Origin of the sequence: Amycolatopsis sp. NPDC047767, assembly GCF_040704195.1 — a bacterium.
GTDB lineage: Bacteria > Actinomycetota > Actinomycetes > Mycobacteriales > Pseudonocardiaceae > Amycolatopsis.
The window spans coordinates 58,335-84,011 of the sequence record NZ_JBEYSJ010000004.1; the positions used below are offsets into that span (position 1 = coordinate 58,335).

Sequence of the window (25,677 nt, forward strand, 5' to 3'; positions counted from 1 at the left end):
CCACCTCCGTGTGTCGTCAGGACGGGAGCGCCGACTCCAAGGCCCGGATGACCTGGGTGACGTGCCGGCGCGTCGCCTGTTCCGCTGCCGCCGTGTCGCCGGAGCGCAGCGCGTCCAGGATCTCCCCGTGCTCGTCGAGGCTCGCCTCGGGGCGGCCGGGGACGGTGATCGTCACGTTCTGGCCCAGCTGCAGCTGCGCGCCGAGCAGATCGGCGATGGCCAGCAGGCGGCGGTTGGCCGAGCCCTGCCAGATCAGGGCGTGGAACTCCCGGTCGAGCTCGGCGTAGCGTGGCACGTCGCCGGCGGCCAAGGCGGCGTGCTGGCCCTCGACGAGCTCGGCCAGCCGGGCGAGCAGCTCGGCCGGCTGCGTGCGGGCGATGTCGCGCGCGGCGAGCGTGTCGACGGCGGAGCGCAGCTCGTAGATGTCGCGCATGTCGGCCACGGTCAGCTCGGCCACGAAGTACCCCGAATGCTGCCGCGCCACGAGGAATCCCTCGCGTTCGAGGATGGCCAGCGCGGCCTTGACCGGCGTCGGCGAGATGCCGAGGCGCTCGGTCAGCGGCCGTACGGTCACCCGCTCGCCGGGCAGCAGCTGCCGGTCCAGCACAGCCTCGCGGATCGCCCGGTACGCGGTGCGGACCAGGCTGGCCGGTTCGGGGGGCTGGTCAGTCACCGGGTCGCGGCTCCTCGTTCGTGGCTGTGTCCGTTGCGGCTGCCGTGGTCGCGGGTGGGTGCATCGGGACGAGCTCGTGCCGTTGCCACGCGACCAGCTGGTCAGAATAGTGCGCCGAACCGGGCGAGCCGGACGCTCCGCCGGGAATCACCCAGCCGGCGGCGCCGAGCTCGGCCAGATCGAGTACCTGCCGGTACACCGACAGGTTGGTGATGTCGAACCGCCCGCCCGGGGCCCAGCCGTAGGCGCCGTTCTGGATCGTCTCGTTGTCCCCGCCGATGCCGACGGCGGGCGGGTCGAACTCCGCGCCGACCACGGGGTGCAGCGGGTGCCTCGCCGCCGTGCGGTGGACCTCGCCCCACGGCCGCGGGCCCGTCTCCGCCACGCGGCGCCAGGCCGCGGCGAGCGCGTCGGCGAGCAGGTCGTCGCCGAGCCGCTCGGCGGGCCAGGTGCCCTCGCGCGGCCAGGTCAGGCTCGCGAACCAACGGCGCAGCACCACGGGCATGCCCGGCAGCCCGCACTTCATCAGCCACGCCCGCGTGTCCGCGCCGAGCTCAGCGTCCAGCACGCGCGCGGCGACCTCGCGGCGGAAGCACGCGTGCACGAGCCCGGTGGTCTCGCCGGGGCCGAGGTCCCCGCGGCCGGCCACGAGCACGGCGCGGGCCCGCTCTGCGTCGCCGGTGAACGGTCCGCGTCCGTCGAGCAGCTCCGCCCAGCGCCGGGCCGCGACCGACGTCGTGTCGCCCTGCCACACGCGCATGTCCTCGGCCGTCGCGGGGCCGGCCGCGGCGGCCAGCTCGTGGATGCGCTCGGCGCGGTAGGAGTCGTTGACCGCGTGGGAGATGACCGGGCGCGTGGCGGCGGTGACCGTGTTGTTCGACGTGACGATGAGGTCTTCCGGCGGGTCCTCCGTCCGCGGCATCTCGCCGAACGGCACGCGGCCGCGCCAGCGGTGGGTGGTCTCCCAGCCGGGGACCGGCAGTTGCGTGGCGGCGTGGTTGTCGCGCGCCGGGAGCTGTCCGCGCAGCAGGTAACCGATGTGTCCGTCGCCATCGGCGGCCAGGAGGTTGTTGACCGGGTCGACCCAGCCGTCCTGCGCGTCGAGCAGCGTGTGCACGTCGGGGGCGAGGAGCATCCGGCGCAGCACGCCGAACTGCTCGCACGCGCCGTCGGTGGCCGTCCAGCGCAGTGACAGGGCCGCCCCGCTCGCGGGGTCGCCGTGCACCACGGGACCGTTCGGGGTCAGCCAGCAGCGTTCGACGCGGTCCTCGCCGTCGCGCACGTGGATGACCTCGTCGCGCACCGACGCTTCCGCCCAGCCGTCGGCCGTGCGCACCTGCTCGCCGCGGAAGTGCTCGACGTAGAGGTCCTGCGCGTCGGCTGCGGCGTTGGTGATGGCCCAGCCGACGCGGCCGTTGTGGCCGAAGTGCGGAAAGCCCGGCAGGCCAGGGAACGTCGCGCCGGACACGGTGAACTCCGGGCAGCGCACGTGGGCCTGCCAGTAGGTGTTCGGCACGTCCAGCGCGCGGTGGGAGTCGTTGACCAGCAACGGTTTCCCGCTGGCGGTGCGGCTCGGTCCGAGCACCCACGCGTTGGACCCGCCCTCGGACTCGCTCAGGAACCCGAGGTGCTCGGCCGCCGCCTCGACGTCGGCGCGGGCCTGCTCGAACAGGTTCGCGCGGGCGTCGCCGACCCGGCCCAGCGGCGGCACCGTCACGCGCATGCCCGGCAGCGGCCGTGGATCCAGCTTCGCGGCCGCCTCGGCGCCGGCCGTCGCACGCAGCACCGCGCGGGCGATCTTGTACTGCCACACGCCCATCAGCACGTGGCGGATCTTGAACATCAGCAGCGAATCCCTCGGTGTCCACGGTTCCCAGCCGATGCCGCCGCGGTCGTGCTCGACGCCGGTGCCGCGCTCGGCGACGTGGGCGTTGACGCCCGCCGCGTAGTGCTCGAACGTCGCGAGCGTGGCGGGATCCATGGCGGCCAGGTCGCGGTCGGCGGCGTCGGCGAGGCGCAGCCGGCGGGCGAGCCGGTCGGCGGCCACGGCCGGCTCGCCCACGACCTCGGCCCACCGCCCGGCCGCGCGGCGGCGGTCGTACTCCAGCTGCCACAGCCGGTCCTCGGCGGCGGCGCGGCCGAGCTCGAACCACGCCTGATCCTCGGTTTCCGCCACCACCGAAGGGATTCCGTACGCGTCGCGAGTGATCATGCGACCCCGACCCGCGCGGTCTCGGCGTAGTGGCACGCCGCGGCGCGCGAGTCCGCGAGCGGCCGCAGCGCGGGATCCTCGGTGCGGCAGCGGTCCGTCGCCAGCGGGCACCGCGGGGCGAACGAGCACCCGTCCGATCGCGACAGTGCGCTCGTGGCCTCGCCGAGCTGCTCCACCGGCTCCTGCCGGTCGTGGTCACGCACCCGCGGCCGGGGCGCGGCGGCGAGCAGCAGCTGCGTGTACGGGTGGCGCGGGTCGGCGAACAGCTCCTCGGTCTCGCCCTCCTCCACGATCCGCCCGAGGTACATCACGGCCACGCGGTGAGCCAGGTGGCGCACCAGCGCGAGGTCGTGGCTGATGAACAGGTACGTGATCCCGCGCTCGTCCTGCAGGCGCCGCAACAGGTTCACCACCTGCGCCTGCACCGAGACGTCCAACGCGGACACCGGCTCGTCGCACACGAGGAACTCCGGGTCGAGCGCGATGGCCCGCGCGATCGCCACGCGCTGGCGCTGCCCGCCCGAGAGCTCGTGGGGGTAGCGCTGCGCGAGCTCCGGCGCGAGCGTGACGGCTTCGAGCAGCTCCCGCACGCGTGCGTCGAGATCGCCGCGGAAGTGGTGCACGCGCAGGGGTTCCGCGACGATCTGCCCGACGGTCATACGGCCGTTGAGCGAGTCGTAGGGGTCCTGGAACACCGGCTGCATCGTGCGCCGCAGCTCGCGCAGCTGCTTCTTGCCGATCGAGTGCACGGCCTGCCCGGCGACCTCCACGCTGCCCTCGTCCGGGCGCTCCAGCGCGAGCAGCAGCCGCCCGGTGGTCGACTTCCCGCAGCCGGACTCGCCGACGAGCGCGAGCGTGGTGCCCTGCTCGACGCGCAGGCTCACGCCGTCGACGGCGGCCATCGTGCCGCCGCGCACGGCGAAGCGCTTGACCAGTCCTTCCGCGACCACGAGATCCGTCATCACGCCACCTCCTGGGATTCGCAGGACACCGGGTGCCAGCACGCGACGCCGTCGACGAGCGCCGGGGCCGTGGCACAGGTGTCGTCGGCGTGGTCGCAGCGCGGGCGGAACGGGCAGCCTTCGAGCACCGCGCCGACGGCGGGGACCTGCCCGGGGATGGTGGGCAGTTCCCCGGCCGCCGGGCGGTCGGGATCGGGCACCGAGCGCAGCAGCGCCGCGGTGTAGGGGTGGCGCGGGGCTTCGAGGACTTCGCGCACGGTGCCGGTCTCCACGACCTTCCCCGCGTACATCACCGCGACGCGGTCGGCGATCTCCGCGACCACACCCATGTCGTGCGTGATGAACAGCAGCGCGGTGTCCCGCGTGCGTTCCCGCAGCAGCGCGAGGACCTGGGCCTGCACGGTCACGTCGAGCGCCGTCGTGGGCTCGTCCGCGATGAGCAGCTCGGGGCTGCCGGCCAGCGCGATCGAGATCATCACGCGCTGGCGCATGCCGCCGGACAGCTCGTGCGGCATCTGCCGCGCCCGCGCCGCGGCGTCGGTGATGCCGACCGACTCCATCAGCTCCACGGCGTGGCGCAGCCGCGCCGAGCGCCGCATCGGCGTGTGGATGGCCAGCACCTCGGCGATCTGCGTGCCGATGCGGGTCGTGGGGTTCAGCGAACTCATCGGGTCCTGGAAGATCATCGCCGCGCGGGTGCCGCGCAGGCGCCGCAGCTCGCGTTCGCCGCGGCCGATGAGCTCCGTGCCGCCGAGTGTCGCCGACCCCGTCACCTGCGCGGCGGCCGGTTCGAGGCCGAGCAGCGACAGCGCCGTGAGGCTCTTGCCGCAGCCGGATTCCCCGACCACGGCGAGGGTTTCGCCGCGGCCGACAGTGAGGTCGACCCCGCGCACGGCTTCACGGCCCGCGCCGAACGACACTTTCAGGTCCTGTACTTCCAGCAGCTCAGTCATGACCGGGCCTGCCCAACTCTCCGAGGGGGACTTCGTATCCGGTGCCGTGCTCGCGGTGGTGCGCGGCGAGCTCACCGGTGGTGGGGGTGGCCAGCCCGGCGTCGGCAACGACGGGGGCGAGCAGTGCTTCCAGCGCGGCCACGCGGGCGGGCCGGCCCGACAGCCATGGGTGGACGGTGATCATGCACAGCGACCCGAGCTTCTTCGCCGCCGCGATCTCCGCGGCCCAGCCGGCCAGCACTTCGGGCGTGGTCGCGGGTGGCCGCGGATCCCCGCCGACGTAGCGGTAGTAGGGCGCGTCGTCGGTGGCCCAGTCGACGGGGACCTCCACGAGGTCGTCGACGAGGTACGGACGGTCGTCGCCCATCAGCGAACTGTCGTACGTCAGGCCGAGCTCGTGCAGGACCGGGAACACGTCGGTGGTCATGTCCCAGCTGGGGGAGCGGTAGCCGACCGGCCGTTCGCCGGTGATCGCCGTGAGCGTGTCCGCGGCGCGGGTCAGCGTGCGGCGCAGCTCGTCGCGCGTCAGGCCGGTCGGTGCCTCGTGGCACCAGCCGTGCAGGGCCAGCTCGTGGCCGCGGGCGTGGACCTCGGCCACCTGCTCCGGGTAGCGGTCGGCGATCCAGCCGGGCACGAAGACCGTCGCCCGCAGGTGCAGGTTGTCCATCATGGACAGCAGGTTGCGGATCCCGCGCCGCGGCCCGTAGCGCCGCTGCTCCAGCTCACCGACGGAGGCGGGCGGGTTTTCGCGGGTGCGCCACAGGTGGGGCGATTCGCCGTCGAAGTCGAGCGTGAAGCACACGGCCGCGCGGGCGCCACCGGGCCAGGGGTAGGTCACGACGCACCTCCGGACGGGGTGAAGTCGCCGGCGGTGCGGCCGCCGTCGACGTCGAGGGTGGTGCCGGTGACGAACGACGCGGCGCTGGAGCACAGCCAGAGGATCGCCGACGGCGCGTCGGCGGGCCCGGACGTGCGCCCGAGCGGGATCGCCCGGCGCATCTTGGCGACGTGCTCGTCGGGCAGCTCGCTGACCTCGCTTCCGGGCGCGAACCCGGGGCCCACACTGTTGACGCGGATCCCGGCCTCACCCGTTTCGAGGGCGAGCGACCGGGTGAGCATCTCCAGCGCCGCCTTGCTCGCGGAGTAGACGCCGCCGGTGCGGGTCGGGCGTTTCGCCGCGCCGGACGACAGGTTGACGATGCAGCCCTGCGTGCCGGTGGCGGCCATCGTCGCGATCACGTGCCGCGCGAGCTGGTAGGGCGCGAGGACGTTGACGGCGAAGATCGTCTCCACGGTCTCACGCTCGGTGGTGGCGACCGGCGTGCGCGGGTAGATGCCGGCGTTGTTGACGAGGATGTCGGCCGTCGGCCAGCGGTCGTCGATCGCCGCGATCAGTTCTTCCACGCCGGCGCCGGTGGTCAGGTCGGCCACCGCCGCGTGGGCGCCCAGTCGCTTCGCCAGCTCCCGCACCGGCTCGGGCCGGTTGTCGGACAACACCAACTCGGCGCCCTCGGCGTGGAAGGCCTCGGCCGTCCACGTGCCGATCAACCCGGCCGCGCCCGTGATGACCACGCGCTTGCCGGTGAACTCGCCTCGGTAGTCGGGGATCATGCGGTCTGCCTCGCCATCCGTCGAAGGAGCCGCGGGCGCGGCAGCTCGGCGCGTTTCGCCGGGTCCAGCCGGTCGCGGGCCGCATCACCCAGCAGGTTCACGGCCAGCACGAGCAGGAACAACGCGATGCCCGGGAAGGTCGCCAGCCACCACGCCGAAGCGATGTACTGCTGGCCGTCGGACAGGATCGAGCCCCACGACGCGGTGGGCGGCTGCACGCCGAGACCCAGGAACGACAGCGAGGCCTCGTAGATCACCATCAGGCCCAGCTCCAGCGTGGCGACCACAATGGACACCGGCAGCACCTCGGGCAGCACGTGCCGCAGCACGATCCACCACGCGGGCGCGCCCGTCGCCGTGGCCGCGCGGACGAACCCGCGGGCGCGCGCCTGCAGCGTCGCGGAATGGGCGACGCGGGCGTAGCGCGGCCAGCGCACGAGCGCCAGGCACACCACCACGTTGAGCAGGCTCGGCCCGAGCACCGCGACCACGAGGATCGCCAGCAGGAAGAACGGCACCGAGAGCACGATGTCGACCACCCGCATGATCACCGCGCCGAGCCAGCCGCCGCGCCAGCCCGCGAGCACGCCGAGCGCGACGCCGACCACCCCGCCGGCCACGACGGCACCGATTGCGACGAGCAGCGAGACCTGGGTGCCGTAGATGACGCGGGATGCCACGTCGCGCCCGAGCGCGTCGGTGCCGAGCCAGTGGTGCGCGCCCGGGGGCAGCAGCCGCTGCGCGAGCGTGACCTTGTCCGGGTCGAACGGGGCCAGCAGCGGCGCGAACACCGCGGCCAGCACGTAGATCGCGAGTACGACCAGGGGAATGACGATCGCCCGCCGCTTCACGCCGCACCTCCTCGGGCACCGGTGGCGACGCGCCGGTCGATCACGCCGTAGAGCAGGTCGGTGAGCAGGTTGATCACGATGTAGACCGCCGAGGCGAACAGCACGATCGCCTGCACCACCGGGAAGTCGCGCGCCGACACCGACTGGATCGTCAGCTGGCCGATGCCCGGCCACGCGAAGATCACCTCGGTCACCACCGCGCCGCCGAGCAGGTTGGCCAGCTCCAGCGCCGCGACGGTGAGCACCGGGATCGCGCTGTTGCGCGCGAGGTGGCGCAGCACGAGCCGCGTGGTGCTCGAGCCCTTGGCCCGCGCGGTGCGCACGTAGTCCTGTGACAGCTGTTCCAGCACCGCGCCGCGCGTCACGCGGGCGATCGCCGCGGCGGACAGCGAGGCGAGCGTGACAGCGGGCAGCAGCAACGAAAGCGGCCCGTCGTACCCGGTGGACGGCAGCCAGCGCAGCGCCACCGAGAACACGAGCACGAGCAGCAGCCCGGTCCAGAACGCGGGCATCGCCTGTCCGACGAGCACGATCGGCATGAGCACGCGTTCCTGCCAGCGGCCGCGCTTGAGCGCCGTGATCACCCCGATGACCACCCCGAACACCACCGACAGGATCAGCGCGGCCACCGCGAGGTTCGCCGTGTAGGGCAGCCGCTCGGCGATCAGCGCCGTCGCCGGCCGGTTCTGCACGTAGGAGTACCCGAGGTCGCCGCGCACGGCGTTGCCGAGGAACGAAACGTACTGGTGCCACAGGGAATCGCTCAGGCCGAGCTGCTCGCGCACCCGCTCGATGTCGGCCGCCGTGGCGCCCTCGGGCACGAGCAGCCGCGCCGGGTCGCCGGAGAGGCGCAGCGCGAAGAACACGATGGTGGTCACACCGAACAGCGCGAGCACGGCCTGGCCCAGCCGGCCCGCGACGTACCGCGGGGTCGCCGGCAGGCTCCTCGTCCGCCTCCGGCGGGCCGGCACTGCGATCGCCGTCATGTCAGCTCACCTTCATCTGGTCGAGGAACAGGCTTTCCGACGCGTCGGGTGTCCACTGCAGACGCGAGTTCGCGCCGTACACCGCGTATGCCTGGAAGAGACCGATGCCCGGCAGGTCGCGGTTGAGCAGCTCGAACGCCTGCGAGTACAGCTCCGTCCTCCGCGCGGGGTCGATCGTTTCGCGCGCCTGCTCCACGATCTTGTCGAAGGCGGGGTTGCTGTAGGAGCTCCAGATCTCGCCGGTGTGGAACAGCGGGTAGATCACGCCGTCGGAGTCGAGGCACGAGCACGACCACTTGCCGAAGCGGATCGAGCCCCACTCGTGCGACGGGTCCTGCACCTTCTTCAGGTACGTCGCCTGGTCGCTGTTCTGGATCTCCACCTGGAGCCCGACGGCGGCGAGGTCACCCTGGATCGCCTGCACCACCTGCGGGTCGAACGACGGCGAGGTCGCCATCACCAGCTTCGCGCCGACCGCGTGCGCTTCCTGCAGCAGGCGTTTGGCGTCCTCGGGATCGTGGTGATTGTCCGGCAACGACTTGTCGTAGCCGAACGCGAGCGGCGTGGCCATGGAGTTGATCGGCTTGGCGTACCCGCGCTGGAGGTTCTTGATCAGCGCGTCGTAGTCGATCGCCTCGGCGATGGCCTTGCGCACGCGGGGATCGTTGGTGGCACCGCCCTTGATCGTGTTGTAGGCGAGGTAGGCGACGCGCTCGGTGGGTGTGGACAGGATCGCCAGCGTCGGGTCGCGGCGGATCTGGTCGGCGGCGTCCGGCGTGAGCGTGGTCGCGAGGTCGACCTTGCGCGACTGCAGGTCGGCCACGCGGCTGGCCACGTTCGGCACCGCGCGGAACACGGCCGTGCGGATCTGCGTGGGCGGGCCCCACCACTTCGGGTTGGCCGTGAGCACGACCTCTGACCCGGCCGTCGCCGACTGCAGCACGAACGGGCCGGACCCGATCGGCTTCACGGCGAACTGCTTGTCCCCGACGCGCTGCACGTAGGACTTCGGCACCACCGAGAGCGTGGTCAGGTAGCTCAGCAGCGTGGGGGAGGGGACCGACGTGTGCACCACGAGGTCGCCGCCGTCGGCCGTGGCCTTGTCGATCACGGAGAAGTTCGCGTACTGCTGGCTGCCGAACTTCTTGTCGAGGATCCGGCTGATGGAGTACGCCGCGTCTTCGGCGGTGAGCGGGCTGCCGTCGCTGAAGGTCACGCCGGGGCGCATGGTGAAGCGCCAGGTGAGCGGATCGGTCTGCCGCCACTTCGTGGCGAGCCACGGCACGACCGCGTTCGTCTTCGGGTTCCGGCGCAGCAGCTGGTCGAAGATGTTGCGGTACACCGAGTACGTGTCGGTGTCGTACTGCTTGCCGGGGTCCAGTGTGGACGGGTAGTTGGCAGTGTCGATCGTGATCGTGCCGGGGCCACGGCCCGCGCTCGCCGGCTGAATGCCGCACGAGGCGGCACCCAGGGCGAGGGCGGTGGCCAGGAGGAGCGCCGCACGGAAACGTCGTCGGTTCATGGGCTCGGTCCTGTCAGATCGGCTGCTGAGGTGGGGACATCAGATCAGATCCAATCGAGGCGGCAAAGGCCTGCGCGCAGGGTTAACGCGCGCGCAACATGCCTCCCCGGGCGGGGATCGCGTCGGTCTTCGCCAGCAGCGGCGCGTCGACCTCCACGGTCTCGGGGTACTTGATTCCGGCGCCGGTGTTGAGGACCACGACCTCGTCGTCCTCGCTGACCCAGCCGGATTCGCGCAGCTGGTCCAGTGCCGCGAAGCAGGCCGCGCCCTCGGGGCAGATGAACGCGCCCTCCAGCGTGGCCAGCCGTCGTTGGGCGGCCAGCAGCTCGTCGTCGGTCACCGCGATCGCGGTGCCCTCGGTGGCCCGGACGGCGTCCAGCACGAGGAAGTCGCCCAGCGCCTTGGGCACGGTGATGCCGAAGGCGACGGTGCGTGCGTCGGGGAACAGGGTGCTTTCCGCGGCGCCGGACTTGAAGGCCTCGACGATCGGCGCGCAGCCAGTGGCCTGCACGGCGACGAGCCGGGGCAGGTCGCCGGAGATCCAGCCCAGCTCCCGCATCTCCAGCAGGGCCTTGTAGATGCCGATGATGCCGACGCCGCCACCGGTCGGGTAGAGGATCACGTCGGGCACGCGCCACCCGAGCTGCTCGACGATCTCGTAGCCCATCGTCTTCTTGCCCTCGAGCCGGTAGGGCTCCTTGAGGGTGGACACGTCCTGGTAGCCCTGGCGTTCGGCCACGGCGGCGCCGACGAGCTTGCCCGCGTCGCCGATCAGTCCGTCCACCCGGTACAGCTCGGCGCCGGCGGCGAGGCACTCCTTCATGGTGATCGCGGGGGCGTCGTCGGGCATCGCGATGAGGCTGTCCATTCCGGCGCGGGCGGCGTAGAGCGCCCAGGCCGCACCGGCGTTGCCGTTGGTCGGCATCGCGACGCCGCGAACGCCGAGCTCGGCCGCGCGCGAAACGCCCACGGCGGCACCGCGGGCCTTGAACGACCCGGTGGGCACCAGGCCCTCGTCCTTCATGAGCAGCTTGGGCACGCCGGACTGCTTGCCCTGGTTCGGCAGCGGCAGCAGGGGAGTCAGGCCTTCGCCGAGGCTCACGATGTTGTCGCGCGAACGCACCGGCAGCACCTCGTGGTAGCGCCAGAGACTGGGTTCCCGGGCCGCGATGTCCTCGCGGGTGACCGTTTCCCGCACCCGCTCCAGGTCGTAGCGCGCGAGCAGCGGCGCGCCCGCGGCCGACGTGCCGGCCACCTGGTCCGCCTCGTACCGGTCTCCGGTCCGGGAACACTCCAGGTGACTGAGGAACGAGAACGTCATGCCGCCTCCATGCGTCGGGTCGGAATCCCCGAGAGTTTGGATCCAAAACGGCGGTTCGTCAACCGGGACCACTCTTCGGTATCGGTTCCGAAGCTCTGCCGGCCCTGCTCGGCCGCGCACCGGTGATCAAGGAAAGCGCTTCGCCGGAATGCGCGACGGCGGGCTCGCCCATCGTGACCGGCAACGCGCGGAATGGCGGCCGAGGTTCTGTCAATGGCGGGTAGCCGGAACGTTGACCTCACGGCTGACCTGCATCGATCGGTGTTGATCTGTGCGGACAATCACTCGGAAGTGACTTTCCCGTGTCCGATTCGTAATGTCGGGGCGGCTTTGCGTGCGCCGTATCCCCCGAATTCGCGGCGCGCGTTCCCCGAGCGAAGAAAATGGTGCACCAGGATGTCCGGAAGACATCGCTCCCGGTCGCTGTCGTGGCGGCCGCCAGTCGGGGCCGGCGTGCTCGCCGCCCTCGGACTGGTCGCCCTCGTGTGGCTGACGGGCACTACCCCGGGCGGTGGGCAGGTCTCGGCCGCCGACCGCCTCGCCCTCAGCGCTCCGCAGTCGAGCGCTTCGCTGTCCGGCGTCCCCGTGCCGGACAGCACGACGCCGAGCCGCCCGACGCCGAGCAGCGCGACCCAGACGACCCCCAGCACGTCCGTACCCGGCACGTCGGCCGCGTCCCCGAAGCCGACGACGAAGCAGCCGGTCGCCAAGACCAAGCCGAAACCCCCGCCCGCGGCAACGAAGACCCTGTCCGCTGGTAAGGCGTGTTCGTCCACTTTGGCCGGTGCGCAGCCCGGCGCGGCCCAGGTGGGCAACCACATCCTGACCAAGTTCAAGGTGAGCTCCGTCGGCGGCCGCGCCGGCCGAGGGGGCGCGAGTGACCACCCCACGGGTCTCGCGCTCGACTTCATGGTCGACACCGCAACCGGCAACGCGCTCGCCGCGTACGTGCTGGCCCACCAGGGCGAGTTCGGCGTGACGTACGTGATCTGGCGCCAGCGCATCAACATGGGCAGCGGCTGGGAGCCGATGGAGGACCGCGGCAGCCCCACCGCGAACCACTTCGACCACGTGCACGTGTCGTTCAAGGCCGGCGCGAAGGTGTCCGTCACCTGCTGAGCGGGTGACGGACACCGGACGGGCCCCGGCTACGGGGTCGGCTTGCCCTGTTTCTCGATCTGCTGCTGGATCGACGGCCAGAACTGGTACATCTGCGTCGGGTACGGCAGGTTCGGGAAGTACTTCTGGTACAGCTTGAGGAACGTGCCGTCGTTCGCGAGAGCGGTGAGCTCCGTGTTGTAGGCGTCGAGGAACTTCGTCAGCTTCTTGCCGACCGCCTCGGCGCCCGGCTGGTCCTGCGGTGAGGTCAGCGCGACCTTGAGCTTGCCCGGGTGCTCGGTGAAGATCTGCCCGACGTGCGTCGAGCCGAGCACCATCGCGTCGAGGTTGCCCGCGAGCAGCTGGTTCACGCCCGCGCCGTCGGTGGCCTCGGACACCAGCTGCGACGTGGTCATCTTCTTCTTGGCGAAGTCCTCCTGCGTGCTGTTCGCGCCGGCGCCCACGCGCTTGCCGGCGAGGTCCGGGATGGACTTCGCGGTCGAGCTCGCCGGCACCACGACCACGTTCTGGCCCCAGAAGATCGGCTTCGTGAACGCCACGCTCTTCTTGCGTTCGTCGCTCGCGACCAGCCCCACCGACATCAGGTCGTACTGACCGCTGGTGAGACCGGGGAGTCCGGCTTGGACGGTGGTCGTCTTGTAGACGATCTTGAGGTGCATCCGGTCCGCGATGAGGTTGTTCAGGTCGACGAGCAAGCCGACCGGTTTGCCGCTGGCGTCGGGGGAGACGAACGGGTAGTCGCCCGCCGTGACCGCCGCCGTGATGGTGCCGGGCTGCGCGAGACCGAAGTCGTCGCCGGCCGCGGAGTCGCCTCCGCCGCACGCGGTGACCGAGGCGGCGGTGAGTGCGGCGAGGCCGAGCGCACCGAGCGCGCGCCGCAGGGGAAGTCGGTTCATGGGTCTCCTTCGCCAGACCAGGAGGGGAGGGGAGGGGAGAGCGGGGACAGCGGGGAGCGCTGACGATGGAGCGGAACTATAGGCTATAGAACTTCAGAACGTCAACGACGTGTAGTGCCGGCTTCACCACGGCGTCTTCGGGAAGATCAGTGCAGGTCGGAGGCGGTTCCGACGGCGGCGATGCGCTCGGCGAGCGCCGAGATCACGAGCCGGTAGGCGTCGCCGGTGAGGTGCAGACCGTCCTCGTGCACCGGCTCTCCGGCGGCGACGAGCGGCGCCACCGCGGCGTCGGTGTCCACCGAGTTCGCGGCCGAGACGACCTCGCGCAGCACTTCGCGGTACGTGTCGAGCACGGCGTTCGTGCGTCCGCGCCTGCCGACGCCGTCGATCTCCTCGATCGAGGGCGGCAGGAACCCGATGAGCGTGGCCGGGGCGAAGGCATCGGCGATCGCCCGCAGGTTCTCGGTGTACGCGTGGAGCTCCACCAGCCGGTCGGGTGCGCAGTCGTTGGCGCCGAAGGACAACACCACCACGTCCGGCTCGGTCTTGGCGATCGTGGCCGCGCGGCGCGCGCCGTCGTCGCTCTTCCAGCCGCCCGCGGCGCAGTTGAAGACGACCACGTCGCCGGCCTCGGCTTCGAGCTGGTCGATGCGGGGCTTGGTGAACCGGCCCAGCATGCTGTCGCCGAACAGGACGATCTTCTTCACTCGTCGCCGCCTTTCCACGGTTGACAATCTGGTACTTGTCGCTTAGAAAATACCAACACTCGGAGGCGAGCCGGAAGAGGTGAAGCGGTGGCGCGTGACTGGACCCGCGCCGAAGTGGAGCAGCAGCTCCACGGCCGCAGCAACTGGGGCCGCTGGGGTGCCGACGACCAGGTCGGCGCCGTCAACCTGATCACCGCCGCCAAGCGGGCCGAAGCCGCACAGCTGGTGCGCTCGGGCCGCTCGGTGTCGCTGAGCCGGCCGTTCCCGACCCGGCCGAACGCGGACAACCCGCGTCCGGCTTCGCACTACACGACCAAAACGCCCCGCGGCACAGGCGGGATCTCCGGTGACTACTACGGCATCGAGTACCACGGCGTCGCCTCCACCCACGTCGACGCGCTGTGCCACGTCTGGGACGAGCGCGGCCTGTGGCAGGGCCGCGACCCCGACGTGGAACTCACCTCGCGAGGCAGTCGCTGGGGTTCGGTGGACCACTGGCGCGAAGGCATCGTCACGCGCGGGGTCCTGCTCGACGTGCCGGCCTTCCGCGGCGAGCCGTACGTGACGCTCAACCGGCCGGTGCACGGAGCCGAGCTCGAAGCGATCGCCCAGGCGCACGGCGTCACCGTCGGCCCCGGCGACGCCGTGGTCGTCCACTGTGGACGCGACGCGTGGGACCGCGAGAACCCGCCGTGGGGCACCGAGGCGAGCCGGCCGGGCCTGCACGCCTCCTGCCTGAAGTTCCTGCGCGACCACGACTGCGCCGCGCTCGCGTGGGACATGCTCGACCGCGCCCCGAACGACGGCGGAGTGCCGTGGACCGTGCACGGCGCGATCTTCGCCTACGGGCTGGCCGTGGTGGACAACTGCGCACTCGAACCGCTGGCTGCCGCGTGTGCCGAGGAAGGTCGTCACGAGTTCCTCTTCGTGGTGGCGCCGCTCGTGGTCGAGGGCGGGACGGGTTCGCCGGCCAACCCGCTGGCGCTGCTGTGAGCGCGCTCAGGCCTCCAGCGCGGCGATCGCCCGGCGGCCGAGGCTGCCGAGCACGTGCTTCTTCATGGTCCGCTCGGCCGTGCGGGCGTCCCCCGCGATCACGGCCTGGGCGATCTCGACGTGCTCGCGCCGCACGCGTTCCTGGTCGGCCGGGGAGTCCGGTTTGGACTGCAGGCCGATCAGCCGGTAGCGGTCGGCCTTGTCCCAGAGTCCTTCGAGCAGCGTCATCAGCAACGGGTTGTGCGAGGCCGTGTAGATGCTGCGGTGGAACGCGCGGTGCACGAGCAGCGAATCGAAGCCGGTGGACGTGCTCAGCGGCTCGAGGTCCTTGAGCGCGGACTCGATCGCGGTGATGTCGGCGTCGGTCCGGCGCGCGGCGGCGAGCTTGGTGGCCAGCGGGTCGAGGCGTTCGCGGACCTCGAAGAGGCTGCGGGCCTCCTCGGCGTTGAGCCGGCTCACCCGGGCGTCGCGGTGCGCGTCGATCGTCACGAGCCCCTCGGCGTCGAGCCGCCGCAGCGCCTCGCGCAGGGGAGTGGTGCTCACGCCGAGTTCCGCCGCGAGCTGCTCCTGGGAGATGGACTGGCCCTGGATCAGCTCGCCGGCCAGGATGCGCCGGCGCAGCTCCTCGTAGACGTACGCGTTCTTCGTGAGGGCTGGGCGGGGGTGGGTCATCGGCCTGGCATCTCTCTCCGCGGGCAAAGGGGGACCGCAAGGATATCGGTCTCCCTCCCGCTCGGTGGGCAGGCTGTGGCCTGCGGCCTGCATCCTGTCGGGCCGGACGAGGCGACCTCGTGGGTCCGCCCGGCCGGAGTTGTCGCATCACACAGGGTCCAGAAGCCCTTCGTCGAGTTTATAGCCTATATCGTTTTCGTCCGTAGCACACCGCTCGTGCCCGTCCCCTGAACACCGAGGAGTCCCCACCGGCCATGACCACCACCACCGAGCCCGACTCGCAGGGAGCCCACTTCGTCGGCGCGACCCCGTTTTTCGCCTCCGGCCACGACCAGCGCCTGTCCTACGGGCTGTTCGTGCCGACCGACCACACACCCGAGGCCGCCCCGTTGCCGCTGGTCGTGGTGCAGCACGGCACCGGCCGCTCGGCCGAGCGCTACCGCGACCAGTGGGCGGACTTCGCGACCCGCCACCGGTGCGTGATCCTCGCGCCCCTGTTCCCGGCCGGCATCGGCAAGCGGCGCGAGCTGCACAGCTTCAAGTTCCTGGAGTACGACGGGATCCGCTTCGACGAGGAGCTGCTGCACATCGTCGAAGAGGTCGGCGAGGAGTTCAACACCGAGACCGAAACCTTCTTCCTGCACGGTTTCTCCGGCGGCGGGCAGTTCGCGCACCGGTTCTTCTACGCCCACCCCGGCCGCCTCGCCGGCATCTCGATCGGCGCGCCGGGCCGCATCACGCAGCTCGACGACTCGCTGCCGTGGTGGCTCGGCACCGGCGGGTTCCGCGAGAAGTTCGGCATCGAGCTCGACCTCGCGGCGCTGCGGCGCGTGCCGGTGCAGATGGTGGTCGGCTCCGCGGACGTGGAGACGTGGGAGATCAACAACGCCGGCGGTCCGAACTGGATGGACGGCGTGGAGAAGACCGGCCGCACGCGCATCGAGCGCATCGAGACGTTGCGCGACAGCTTCGAGCGCAGCGGGCTCTCCGTGCGGTTCGACGTGGTGCCCGGGGTGGCCCACCAGGGCAGCCGGGTGATCCCCGTGGTCCAGGACTTCTTCGCCGGCCTGCTCGCGAACCGTGTGAAGTGAACACTTCAGCCGTTGACTATCTTGTCGAACCTGCTACCGTGAGCGCCACGTCACAGTTATAGTCTATAAGACGACCTGCCGGCCGGTACCGTCGCCGACCCCGCTGAGCCCGGGTCCGCGCGCACTCCCGCGGTCCGCGGCCGAACCGAGGTAAGGACACCTGGTCCCATGGGCGATTTCCTGCATTCCTTCTTCGACATCCACCAGATCCTCGCCGTCCTGCCCTCGCTGCTCGGGGAGGGCCTGCGCAACACGTTGATCATCGCGTCGCTCGCGCTGGTCCTCGGGCTGGTGGTAGGCCTGCTGCTGGCGATGCTGCTCATCTCCACGCGCTGGTGGCTGCGGATGCCGGCCCGCGTCTACGTCGACGTGTTCCGGGGCCTGCCGGCCATCGTCACGGTGAGCCTCATCGGCATCGGGCTGCCGTCGGCGGGTGTGCGCTTGTTCGGCCAGTCGCCGATGGGCTACGCGATCCTCGCCGTGGGCCTGATCAACGCGGCCTACATCGCGGAGATCTTCCGCTCGGGCATCCAGAGCGTGCCGCCCGGCCAGGCGGAGGCGGGCCGCAGCCTCGGGATGAGTCACCTGAGCACGCAGCTGCTCGTCGTGGTGCCCCAGGGCATCCGCAACGTGCTGCCGGCGCTGGCGAACCAGTTCATCGTGGCGGTGAAGGAGAGTTCGCTGGTGTACCTGCTCGGCCTGGCCGTCGGTGAGCGCGAGCTGTACTTCATCGCGCAGCAGGCACAGTCCATTTCGTACAACTCGTCGTCGTTCGTGGCCGCGGGCCTGGTCTACATCGTGTTCACGGTGCCGCTGACGCACCTGGTGAACTGGTTCGACAAGCGGTTGCGGGAAGGCCGCCGCCCGGCGAGCGGCGGGAGCGGCCCGGCCGCGACGCCGCAGCCGCTGATCCCCGTCGGGGCCACCGGATTCGAAGCGGGAGCGTGAAGATGAACCAGGTCACGACGTCTCCCGAGGCCGCGGACGAGGCGAAGGCCGAGGTCCCCGCCATCGAGCTGGTCGACATCTGCAAGTCCTTCGGTGCCGTCGAGGTGCTCAAGGGCGTGTCGGCAACGGTCGCGCGCGGCGAGACCGTGTGCCTCATCGGCGCCTCGGGCTCGGGCAAATCGACCCTGCTGCGGTGCGTGAACCTCCTGTCCCCGCCGACGTCGGGCACGATCCGGCTGCACGGGCAGACGATCACCGACCCGAAGGTGGACCTCAACGCCGTGCGCTCGCGCACCGGCATGGTGTTCCAGCACTTCAACCTGTTCCAGCACAAGAGCGCGGTGGACAACATCGCGCTCGCGCTGCGGCGCGTACGCAAGATGTCGCGCGAAGAAGCGCGGGAACGCGCGTTGCAGCAGCTGGACAAGGTCGGCTTGCGGGCGCTGGCGTCGGCGCGGCCCTCGCACCTGTCGGGCGGGCAGCAGCAGCGCGTGGCGATCGCGCGTTCGCTCGCGATGGAGCCCGACATCATGCTGTTCGACGAGGCGACCTCGGCGCTCGACCCCGAGCTGGTGAAGGGCGTGCTCGACGTGATGCGCGACCTCGCGACGGCGTCCGGGATGACGATGATGGTGGTGACGCACGAGATGAACTTCGCCCGCGAGGTCGCCGACCGCGTGCTGTTCGTGGACAGCGGCGTGATCGCCGAGGAGGGCCCGGCCCGGCAGCTGCTGACCGACCCGCGCACGCCGCGGCTGAAGTCGTTCCTTTCGCAAGTTTTGTGATTCGGTAAGAGTTTCCGCACGAGAACGGTGAGCATGAGCAACGCCTTCGAGGACCCGGCGCCGACGTTCGACCCGGGCCCGGTCCACACCCTGCTGCAGACCATGGCCGAGCGCGGGATGCGCGTGCACTCCCTGCTCGTGCACCGCCACGGGCGGACGGTGCTGGACCTGTGGCAGTGGCCGCACGAACCCGGCCTGCGGCACAAGGTGCACTCGGCCACGAAGAGCTTCACGTCCGCGGCTGTCGGGTTCGCCGAGGCCGAGGGCCTGCTCTCCCTCGACGATCCGGTCGTCGGCTTCTTCGCCGACCGGCTGCCCGGCGAGTCGAGCGAGAACCTCGGCCGCATGCGCGTGCGCGACCTGCTGACGATGTGCACGGGCCACGCGCGCGGACTGTCGGGCGCCACCACACGGCTGCGGCGCACGGGCTGGGTCGACGAGTTCCTCGAGGAGCCCGTGGTCGAGCTGCCGGGGCGCAACTTCACCTACAGCAGCACCACGAGCCACGTGCTGTCGGCGATCGTGCAGCAGGTCTCCGGTCAGGCGATCCACGAGTACCTGCGGCCCCGGCTGTTCGACCCGCTCGGGATCACGGACTACACCTGGGAACGCGACCCCGAGGGCGTGTCCAGTGGCGGCAACGGGCTTTCGCTGCGCCCGCGCGACCTGCTGAAGTTCGGCGTGCTGCACCTGCAGGACGGCGTGTGGGAAGGCTCCCGCGTGCTGCCGGCCGGCTGGGTGCAGAAGGCTTCGGCGCTGCACGTGCGCCGCGCGATCAGCGGGGAGTGGAACGGCAAGGAGCTCGTGCCGCCCGCGCCCGACGTCGTCGCCGAGGAGGGGTACGGCTACCAGTTCTGGACCACCGAGGCCGGGATCTACAGCGCTTCCGGCATTTTCGGCCAGGAGTGCATGGTTTTCCCGCACCACGACGGGGTCGTCGTGATCACCGGCGCCATGGGGGACGGCAGCTACCACGACCTGCCGGGGATGTTGCGGTCCGCGTTCACCGCGGCCTTCGAGAGCCCGGCCCGGGAACAGTCCGAAGTGGACGCTCTGGCCGCGTGGGTGGATCGCGTGCGGGAGCCGGAAACCGTCGGTGCCGCGCTGCAGCGGGCCGGGTTCACGGCGACGTACGACTTCGAGCCCAACGAGCAGGGTCTCGTGTCGCTGGCGGTCGAGGTCCGCGACGGGTCGGTGCACGTCGTCGTCGAGGACGAGCTGGGCCGGCACCCGATCGACCACGGCGTGGGCACCTGGACGCGCCAGGACACCGGCGTCAGTGTGTGGCGCCTGCACCACTCCTACCAGGACCCGACCGCCGCCGTCCTCGCCGCCGGGCAGTGGTGGTCGGCCGACGAGCTGCACCTGACGTGGCACTTCCTGGAGTCGCCGTTCGTCGACCGGCTCGACCTGACCTTCGACGGCACCGGGGTCACCGTGGGCCACGCCACGAACGTCAACTCCGGGCCGACGACCCTGCCGCCGGCGCGCGGCGAGCTCCGCAAGTAATCCCCCGGCCCCGGCCGTGGGGTCTGCCGCACCGACGGCGGACCCCACGGCCGGTTTCACTTGGTCAGGCCCGCAACGCGGCGAGCGCCCGCCGCAGCCGTTCCAGGAACTGGCTCACGTGCGTGTCCTCCCACACCAGCGGCGGGCGCACCTTCAGCACGTCACCGCGCGGGCCGGTGGAGCCGGCGAGCACGCCCTGCCCGACCAGCTCCGACACGAGCGCGCGCGTGACTTCGCGGGACGTCGACGCGCCCGAGCCGAGCACGTCGACGCCGGCGAGCAGCCCGGTGCCGCGGACCTCGCCGAGCAGCGGTTCCTCCGCGGCCAGCGCCCGCAGGCCCTCCCGCAGGAACGTGCCCGTCGCGGCGGCGCGGGCGGGCAGGTCGGTGAGGCTGAGGACGTCGAGCACCGCGTGGCCGGCCGCGGCCGCAGCCGGAGTGGCGGCGAAGGTGGAGAAGTACTCGTAGCTGCCCGCGAGCGCGTCGGCGATCTCGCGCCGCGTCACGACGGCGCCGATCGGGTAGCCGGCGCCCATCGGCTTGCCCAGCGTCACGAGGTCGGGGGTCACGCCGGCGAGCAGGAAGCGCCACAGCTGCGGACCGCTGCGGCCGTAGCCCGACTGGACCTCGTCGGCCAGGTACAGCGCGCCCGCCGTGTGCGCGCCCGCGACCAGGCCCGTCACGAACTCGCCCGGCACGTCGAGGATGCCTTCGGACGTGAACTGCGAGTCCGCGAGCACGAGGGCCGGGCGTTCCCCGGCGGCGCGCAGGGTCTCGTCCGCCCGGCGGATCCGTTCGGCCGCAACGGTTTCCGTCAGCTCGTGAGCCGGGCCGTGCGGTGCCTCGAACGTCGCGACGTGCGCCGGCCGGTAGCCCGCGGGCCACTCGTTCGAGCTCAGGTCCGCCATCCACTTCGACGCCCCGTGGTAGGCGTGCTCGGCGATCACGGCCGCGCCCGCGCCGGTGTACTCGGTGGCCAGACGCCAGGCCAGCTCGTTGGCCTCGGTGCCGGACGTGGTGAACAGGACCGTGTCGAGCGGCGCCGGCATCGTCGCGAGAATGCGTTCGGACAGCTCGACGATCCCCGCGTGCAGGTAGCGCGAGTGCGTGTTGAGCTGGGCCAGCTGCCGGCTCACCGCCTGCGTCACGGCGGGGTGCGTGTGGCCGATGACCGCGACGTTGTTGTACGCGTCGAGGTAGCGCGCGCCGTCGCGGGCGTAGAGCCACGGCCCCTCGCCGCGCACGATCTCCAGCGGCCGCCGGTAGAACAGCGGGGCGAGCTTGCCGCCCATGGCCTGCGCGCGCCGCGCCGGGAGGCTGTCCGGCGAGATCGCCGCCGTGAGGTCCCGCGTGCCCGCCAGGCGCGCCAAGCGGTCGGCGAGCTCGCGCACGGACAACGCCGACAGCAGCTCCAGCGCCTGCTCGCTGTTGGTGTCGTACTGCGTGATGTAGCGGTGGTTGTCCGCGTGCGGTCCCCGCCGGGTCGCCGACACCGCCAGCGTCGTGAGCAGGCGCGCGATCACGAGCTCACCCAGCACCGCCACCTCGGCGGGGGACAGCGAGCGGTGGCGCTGGTAGCCACGCAGCACGGCGTCGGTCAGGCGCCACAGGCGGTCCGCGTCGCCGCCGCTGAGGCGCAGCACGGAGGTCAGCGTCACGGCGAGGTCGGCGACGGCGGCCGTGTGGTGCATGTCGCCGAAGTCGATCACGCCGGTCACGCTCGCGCGCGAGGCCAGCACATTGGTGAGGGTCACGTCGGCGTGCTGCACCCCCGCCGGGAGCGTGGCCGTGGCGGCCAGCGCGGGCGCGACGCGTTCGGCGAGCTCGCCCAGCCGCCCGGTCGCGATTCCGGCCGCCGCCAGGACTTCCGGCATCCGCCGGATGTCCCACATCAGTGTCCGGCCGGCCGAAGGGTGGAAGAACCCTTGCAGCGCCACGGAAACGCGCGCGGCGACCGCGCCGACCTGCTCGGCGAGACCGGCGTCGAGCGGTCCGCCTTCGAGCGGTGAACCGGGCAGCAGCGTGATGAGCCGGGCCAGGCATTCGCGTCCGGCGTCGTCCCGCGGGCGCGCGACGGGTTCGCCCGCGGTGGTCGCGACCGTCTCCGGCACCGGCAGCTCCGGGTCGGCCGCGTGCACGTGCTCCAGTGCGCGGGTCTCCATGTCCACGACGTCGGCCTGCTCGGCGGGGTTGGAGATCTTGAGCACGAACCGGCCGTCGACGAGCACGTTGAGGTCGCGTTCGCTGTCGAGCGGCTCGAGCACCGGGTCGGTGAGCGCCCAGTGCTCGCGGAGCACGGCGTGAAGGCCCTCGGGGGAGAACTTCGGTGCCGGCTCGGCGAAGATGCCGGTGGCGGTGGTCATGCGGGGGAGCTTCCTTTCGGCGGAGACCCGCGCTCAGGACGGCGCGGGCGGGTCGTCGGTCAGCGGGTCGGGCGCGAGCACCTCGAGGTCCACGCGCGGGAACAGGTACCGGCCGGGCAGCCCGGCCTCGATCGTGAACGGCCGGTCGTGGCCCGGGTACACCACGTCGGCCCGCGTCCGCACGAGCTCGATCGACGCGGCGGCCGCGTCCTCGCTCGCCGCTGTGGTGGCGCGGCCGGCGCGCAGAGCGCGGGAGGAGGGGACGGCGTCGCCGGTGAGCAGCGCCGTGCCGTCGGCGGTTTCGACGGTGAGGCCGAGCGAACCCGCGGTGTGGCCGGGCAGCCCGGTGATCGTGACGCCGGGTGCTAGTTCGAGCCCGTCAACGCCGTCGTGCAGCGCCAGGCCGGCGAAGATCGCGTCCGTCCACGGGGGAGTGACGGGGTCGCCGGGCGCGAGCGCGCGTTCGGCCGGGTGCAGGAACACCTGGGCGCGGGTGAACAGGTCGGCGTTCTGCACGTGGTCGTAGTGCGCGTGGGAGAGCACCAGCGTCTCGACGTCACGCACGCCGAGGCCGTGGCGCGCCAGCGCCCGGTGCAGCGCGCGGCGGCGGCCCGCGTGGCCGCAGTCGAACAGGATGCGCCGCCGCGGCGTCTGCACGAGGTAGACGCCGCAGAACCCGATGCTGCCCTGGTCGGACGAGAGGCCGTAGCCGAGCAGCAGCGGTTCGACGACGGGCGCGGGATCAGTCAAGCTCACCTCGCAGGATCAGCCGGTGGACGTACGGCAGCACGCCGCCGTTCGCGTAGTAGGCCGCTTCGCGCGGGGTGTCGAGGCGGGCGCGCACGGCGAACTCGAACGCGGGCCGGTCCGCCGGGCGCACGCGCACCGTCAGCGGCCGCGCCGGATCCTCGACGACGCCGGCGATCCCGGCGAGGTCGAACTCCTCCGTGCCGTCGAGCCCGAGCGAGGCCGCGCTGTCGCCGTCGAGGAACTGCAGCGGCAGCACGCCCAGCGCCACGAGGTTGGACCGGTGGATCCGCTCGAACGACTGCGCCAGCACGGCTTTCACCTTGAGCAGCGCGGTCGTCTTCGCCGCCCAGTCGCGCGACGAGCCGGTGCCGTACTCCTGGCCGGCGATCACGATCAACGGCACGCCGGCCGCGGCGTACGACTCCGAAGCCTCGTGGATGGGCACGAGCGCGCCGTCGCGGGTGAAGTCGGGGGTGACGCCGCCGCCCTCCGGCGCGAGCAGGTTGGCCAGCCGCGGGTTGGCGAAACCGCCGCGCACCATCACCTCGAAGTTGCCGCGGCGCGAGGCGTAGGTGTTGAGGTCGGTCTCGCCCAGGGCCGTGAGGTAGCGCCCGGCGCTGCTCGCCGCGGGGATGCGGCCGGCGGGGCTGATGTGGTCGGTCGTCACGGAGTCGCCCAGCAGCAACAGGGTGCGGGCGCCGGTCACGTCCGCCGGCGTGGCGACGGTTTCGCTCACCTCGTCGAGGAACGGCGGGCGGCGCAGGTAGGTCGAGTCCGGCTCCCACGCGAAGTGGTGGCCGTCGGACTCGGGCACGCCGGCCCAGTGCTCGTCGCCGCCGAACACGTCGGTGTAGGCCTCGTGGAACAGCTCGGGCGTGAGGTGCGCCCGCACGACCTCGTCGATCTCGGCGTCGTCCGGCCACAGGTCCGCGAGCAGCACGGGCTCCCCGTCGGCGTCGACCCCCAGCGGCTCGGTCGTCAGGTCGTGCTTGACCGAACCGGCCAGCGCGTAGGCGACGACGAGCGGGGGAGAAGCGAGGTAGTTGAGCGAGACGTCGTTGTTGATGCGCCCGTCGAAGTTCCGGTTGCCCGACAACACGGACGCCACCACGGCGCCGCGCTCGGCCACCGCCTCGGCGGCGCTGGGCAGCAGCGGGCCGGAGTTGCCGATGCACGTCATGCAGCCGTAGCCGACGAGCTGGAACCCCAGCTCGTCGAGCGGCCCGGTCAGCCCCGCGCGCGCCAGGTACTCGGTGACGGTCTTCGACCCCGGCGCGAGACTCGTCTTCACCCACGGCTTGGCGGTCAGGCCGCGCTCGCGGGCGTTGCGCGCGAGCAGACCCGCGGCGACCATCACGTGCGGGTTGGACGTATTGGTGCACGACGTGATCGCCGCGATGGCGACAGCACCATCGGGGATCTGGGCGCTCGGTTGCTCGGCCCGGCGCGAAGCGCGCACGCGGTCGATGGCGGCCGTGGCGTTGGCCGGCACGGCGGCGAGCGGCACGCGGTCCTGGGGCCGGCGCGGCCCGGCGAGGGAAGCCGTCACACCTGAGAGGTCGATCCGCAGGCGCTCGTCGTAACGCAGGTCCGCCGAAGGATCGTGCCAGAGGCCCTGTTCCTTCGCGTACGTCTCCACCGCGGCGACGTGGCCGGGCGTGCGGCCGGTGAGGCGCAGGTAGCCGATTGTGGCGTCGTCGATGGGGAACATCGCGGCGGTGGCGCCGAACTCGGGGCACATGTTGGAGATCGTCGCGCGGTGCGCGAGCGGGATGCGTGCCACGGCGTCGCCGGTGAACTCCACGAACTTCCCGACCACGCCGTGCGCGCGCAGGGTTTCGACGACCGTGAGCACGAGGTCCGTCGCCGTCACGCCGGGGCCGAGCTCGCCCGTCAGCTCCACACCGACCACCGGCGGCACGAGCATGCTCAGCGGCTGGCCCAGCAGCGCCACCTCCGCCTCGACGCCGCCGACGCCCCACGCCAGCACGCCCAGCGCGTTGACCATCGTCGTGTGCGAGTCCGTGCCCGCGCAGGTGTCGGGGAACGCCCAGCCGTCGCGGCGTTCCACCACGCTGGCGAGGTACTCGAGGTTGATCTGGTGCATGATCCCCGTGCCGGGCGGCACCACGTGCACGCCGTCGAGCGTCTCGCCCCACTTGAGGAAGCGGTAGCGCTCGGCGTTGCGGCGGTACTCGATCTCGACGTTGCGGCGCAAGGCGTCGGCCCGGCCGGACACCTCCGTGGCCACGGAGTGGTCCACGGTCAGGTGGCTCGGGATGCGCGGGCGCACGCTGCGGGGATCACCCCCGGCCGCGGCGACGGCGTCGCGCAGCGCGGCCAGGTCCGTGAGCACGGGCACGCCGTTGGTGTCGTGGAGGAACACCCGCGACGGCGAGAAGGCGACGACGTCGTGGGCCGCGTCGGAACCGCCGTGCACCAGCGCTGTGATGTGGTCGGCCGTGACGGTGTGGCCGTCTTCGTGCCGCAGCAGGTTCTCCAGCAGGATCTTGTGGCTCAGGGGCAGCCGCTCGGCGCCGGGGACGGCGTCGAGCCGGTGCACCCGGTAGCTCTCGCCGCCGAGGTCGAGGCGGGCAAGGCTGCCGAAGCTGTCGTGCCCCGCGGTGGCGGAAGTGACTGCGGTGTTCGAAGCCGAGGTGTTCGACACTGTACTCAAGGCGCTCCTTCCATACAGCTTATAGGCTATAATAAGCTCGGAAGTGAGACCAGCGGCCCTGGCGCAGCGTCCGGGGC

General features: G+C 71.8%; 22 protein-coding genes. 6 read left to right on the top strand and 16 right to left on the bottom strand.

Annotated features, from left to right (window positions below; genetic code table 11):
* Nucleotides 1-16 precede the first annotated feature (16 nt).
* From AB0878_RS09030 to AB0878_RS09075, 10 genes are all read right to left on the bottom strand, one after another.
* A complete protein-coding gene (locus AB0878_RS09030; RefSeq protein WP_366578017.1) occupies nucleotides 17-673 on the bottom strand; it encodes a GntR family transcriptional regulator in 657 nt (218 codons plus the stop codon).
* Complete coding sequence (locus AB0878_RS09035; protein ID WP_366578018.1) at nucleotides 666-2,885, bottom strand: penicillin acylase family protein; 2,220 nt, start codon at nucleotides 2,883-2,885, stop codon at nucleotides 666-668. Before AB0878_RS09035 ends, AB0878_RS09030 begins: the two co-directional genes overlap by 8 nt.
* Nucleotides 2,882-3,847 carry an oligopeptide/dipeptide ABC transporter ATP-binding protein gene (locus tag AB0878_RS09040; RefSeq protein WP_366578020.1) on the bottom strand — a complete coding sequence of 322 codons (966 nt, stop codon included), beginning with the start codon at nucleotides 3,845-3,847 and terminating at the stop codon, nucleotides 2,882-2,884. Before AB0878_RS09040 ends, AB0878_RS09035 begins: the two co-directional genes overlap by 4 nt.
* Nucleotides 3,847-4,800, bottom strand: a complete 954-nt coding sequence (locus tag AB0878_RS09045; protein WP_366578022.1) for an ABC transporter ATP-binding protein — start codon at nucleotides 4,798-4,800, stop codon at nucleotides 3,847-3,849. The genes AB0878_RS09040 and AB0878_RS09045 overlap by 1 nt, the downstream gene beginning before the upstream one ends.
* Nucleotides 4,793-5,638 carry a polysaccharide deacetylase family protein gene (locus AB0878_RS09050; RefSeq protein ID WP_366578024.1) on the bottom strand — a complete coding sequence of 282 codons (846 nt, stop codon included), beginning with the start codon at nucleotides 5,636-5,638 and terminating at the stop codon, nucleotides 4,793-4,795. Before AB0878_RS09050 ends, AB0878_RS09045 begins: the two co-directional genes overlap by 8 nt.
* Nucleotides 5,635-6,411: an SDR family oxidoreductase gene (locus tag AB0878_RS09055; protein ID WP_366578026.1), complete on the bottom strand. Its 777-nt coding sequence runs from the start codon at nucleotides 6,409-6,411 to the stop codon at nucleotides 5,635-5,637. The genes AB0878_RS09050 and AB0878_RS09055 overlap by 4 nt, the downstream gene beginning before the upstream one ends.
* On the bottom strand, nucleotides 6,408-7,262 hold the full coding sequence (locus AB0878_RS09060) for an ABC transporter permease (protein WP_366578028.1): 855 nt from the start codon (nucleotides 7,260-7,262) through the stop codon (nucleotides 6,408-6,410). Before AB0878_RS09060 ends, AB0878_RS09055 begins: the two co-directional genes overlap by 4 nt.
* Nucleotides 7,259-8,248: an ABC transporter permease gene (locus AB0878_RS09065; protein WP_366578030.1), complete on the bottom strand. Its 990-nt coding sequence runs from the start codon at nucleotides 8,246-8,248 to the stop codon at nucleotides 7,259-7,261. The genes AB0878_RS09060 and AB0878_RS09065 overlap by 4 nt, the downstream gene beginning before the upstream one ends.
* A 1-nt stretch (nucleotide 8,249) precedes the next feature.
* Nucleotides 8,250-9,770, bottom strand: coding sequence for an ABC transporter substrate-binding protein (locus AB0878_RS09070; protein WP_366578032.1), 1,521 nt, complete (start codon nucleotides 9,768-9,770; stop codon nucleotides 8,250-8,252).
* An 82-nt stretch (nucleotides 9,771-9,852) separates the two neighbouring features.
* On the bottom strand, nucleotides 9,853-11,091 hold the full coding sequence (locus AB0878_RS09075; protein ID WP_366578033.1) for a threonine synthase: 1,239 nt from the start codon (nucleotides 11,089-11,091) through the stop codon (nucleotides 9,853-9,855).
* Between the two features lie 396 nt (nucleotides 11,092-11,487).
* Between AB0878_RS09075 and AB0878_RS09080 the strand changes: the two genes are divergently transcribed.
* Nucleotides 11,488-12,210 carry a hypothetical protein gene (locus AB0878_RS09080; RefSeq protein WP_366578035.1) on the top strand — a complete coding sequence of 241 codons (723 nt, stop codon included), beginning with the start codon at nucleotides 11,488-11,490 and terminating at the stop codon, nucleotides 12,208-12,210.
* Between the two features lie 29 nt (nucleotides 12,211-12,239).
* On the opposite strand, the gene AB0878_RS09085 is transcribed toward AB0878_RS09080, so the two are convergent.
* Nucleotides 12,240-13,106 carry an ABC transporter substrate-binding protein gene (locus tag AB0878_RS09085; protein WP_366578036.1) on the bottom strand — a complete coding sequence of 289 codons (867 nt, stop codon included), beginning with the start codon at nucleotides 13,104-13,106 and terminating at the stop codon, nucleotides 12,240-12,242.
* 146 nt (nucleotides 13,107-13,252) lie between these two features.
* Nucleotides 13,253-13,813 carry a GDSL-type esterase/lipase family protein gene (locus AB0878_RS09090; protein ID WP_366578038.1) on the bottom strand — a complete coding sequence of 187 codons (561 nt, stop codon included), beginning with the start codon at nucleotides 13,811-13,813 and terminating at the stop codon, nucleotides 13,253-13,255.
* Nucleotides 13,814-13,900: 87 nt separating this feature from the next.
* Here AB0878_RS09090 and AB0878_RS09095 point away from each other — a divergent pair, with 87 nt between their 5' ends.
* Complete coding sequence (locus AB0878_RS09095) at nucleotides 13,901-14,806, top strand: cyclase family protein (RefSeq protein ID WP_366578040.1); 906 nt, start codon at nucleotides 13,901-13,903, stop codon at nucleotides 14,804-14,806.
* 6 nt (nucleotides 14,807-14,812) lie between these two features.
* Here AB0878_RS09095 and AB0878_RS09100 read toward each other — a convergent pair whose 3' ends face one another.
* A complete protein-coding gene (locus AB0878_RS09100; protein ID WP_366578042.1) occupies nucleotides 14,813-15,478 on the bottom strand; it encodes a GntR family transcriptional regulator in 666 nt (221 codons plus the stop codon).
* A 254-nt stretch (nucleotides 15,479-15,732) separates the two neighbouring features.
* Between AB0878_RS09100 and AB0878_RS09105 the strand changes: the two genes are divergently transcribed.
* From AB0878_RS09105 to AB0878_RS09120, 4 genes are all read left to right on the top strand, one after another.
* A complete protein-coding gene (locus tag AB0878_RS09105; RefSeq protein ID WP_366578044.1) occupies nucleotides 15,733-16,569 on the top strand; it encodes an alpha/beta hydrolase in 837 nt (278 codons plus the stop codon).
* A 168-nt stretch (nucleotides 16,570-16,737) separates the two neighbouring features.
* The gene (locus tag AB0878_RS09110) at nucleotides 16,738-17,517 is read left to right on the top strand and encodes an amino acid ABC transporter permease (RefSeq protein WP_366578046.1); all 780 of its coding nucleotides are present in this window, start codon (nucleotides 16,738-16,740) and stop codon (nucleotides 17,515-17,517) included.
* Nucleotides 17,518-17,519: 2 nt separating this feature from the next.
* On the top strand, nucleotides 17,520-18,302 hold the full coding sequence (locus tag AB0878_RS09115; protein WP_366578048.1) for an amino acid ABC transporter ATP-binding protein: 783 nt from the start codon (nucleotides 17,520-17,522) through the stop codon (nucleotides 18,300-18,302).
* Between the two features lie 33 nt (nucleotides 18,303-18,335).
* Nucleotides 18,336-19,811, top strand: coding sequence for a serine hydrolase (locus AB0878_RS09120; RefSeq protein ID WP_366578050.1), 1,476 nt, complete (start codon nucleotides 18,336-18,338; stop codon nucleotides 19,809-19,811).
* Between the two features lie 64 nt (nucleotides 19,812-19,875).
* Here the strand turns inward: AB0878_RS09120 and AB0878_RS09125 are convergent, their stop codons facing one another.
* Genes AB0878_RS09125 through acnA form a run of 3 tightly spaced genes read right to left on the bottom strand, consistent with a single transcriptional unit; the run spans nucleotide 19,876 to nucleotide 25,591 of the window.
* On the bottom strand, nucleotides 19,876-22,173 hold the full coding sequence (locus tag AB0878_RS09125; RefSeq protein ID WP_366578051.1) for an aminotransferase class III-fold pyridoxal phosphate-dependent enzyme: 2,298 nt from the start codon (nucleotides 22,171-22,173) through the stop codon (nucleotides 19,876-19,878).
* Between the two features lie 33 nt (nucleotides 22,174-22,206).
* Entirely contained in the window at nucleotides 22,207-22,923 is a 717-nt protein-coding gene (locus AB0878_RS09130; RefSeq protein WP_366578053.1) for an MBL fold metallo-hydrolase, read from the bottom strand.
* Nucleotides 22,916-25,591 carry an aconitate hydratase AcnA gene (gene acnA / locus AB0878_RS09135; protein ID WP_366578706.1) on the bottom strand — a complete coding sequence of 892 codons (2,676 nt, stop codon included), beginning with the start codon at nucleotides 25,589-25,591 and terminating at the stop codon, nucleotides 22,916-22,918. Before acnA ends, AB0878_RS09130 begins: the two co-directional genes overlap by 8 nt.
* Nucleotides 25,592-25,677: the final 86 nt, after the last annotated feature.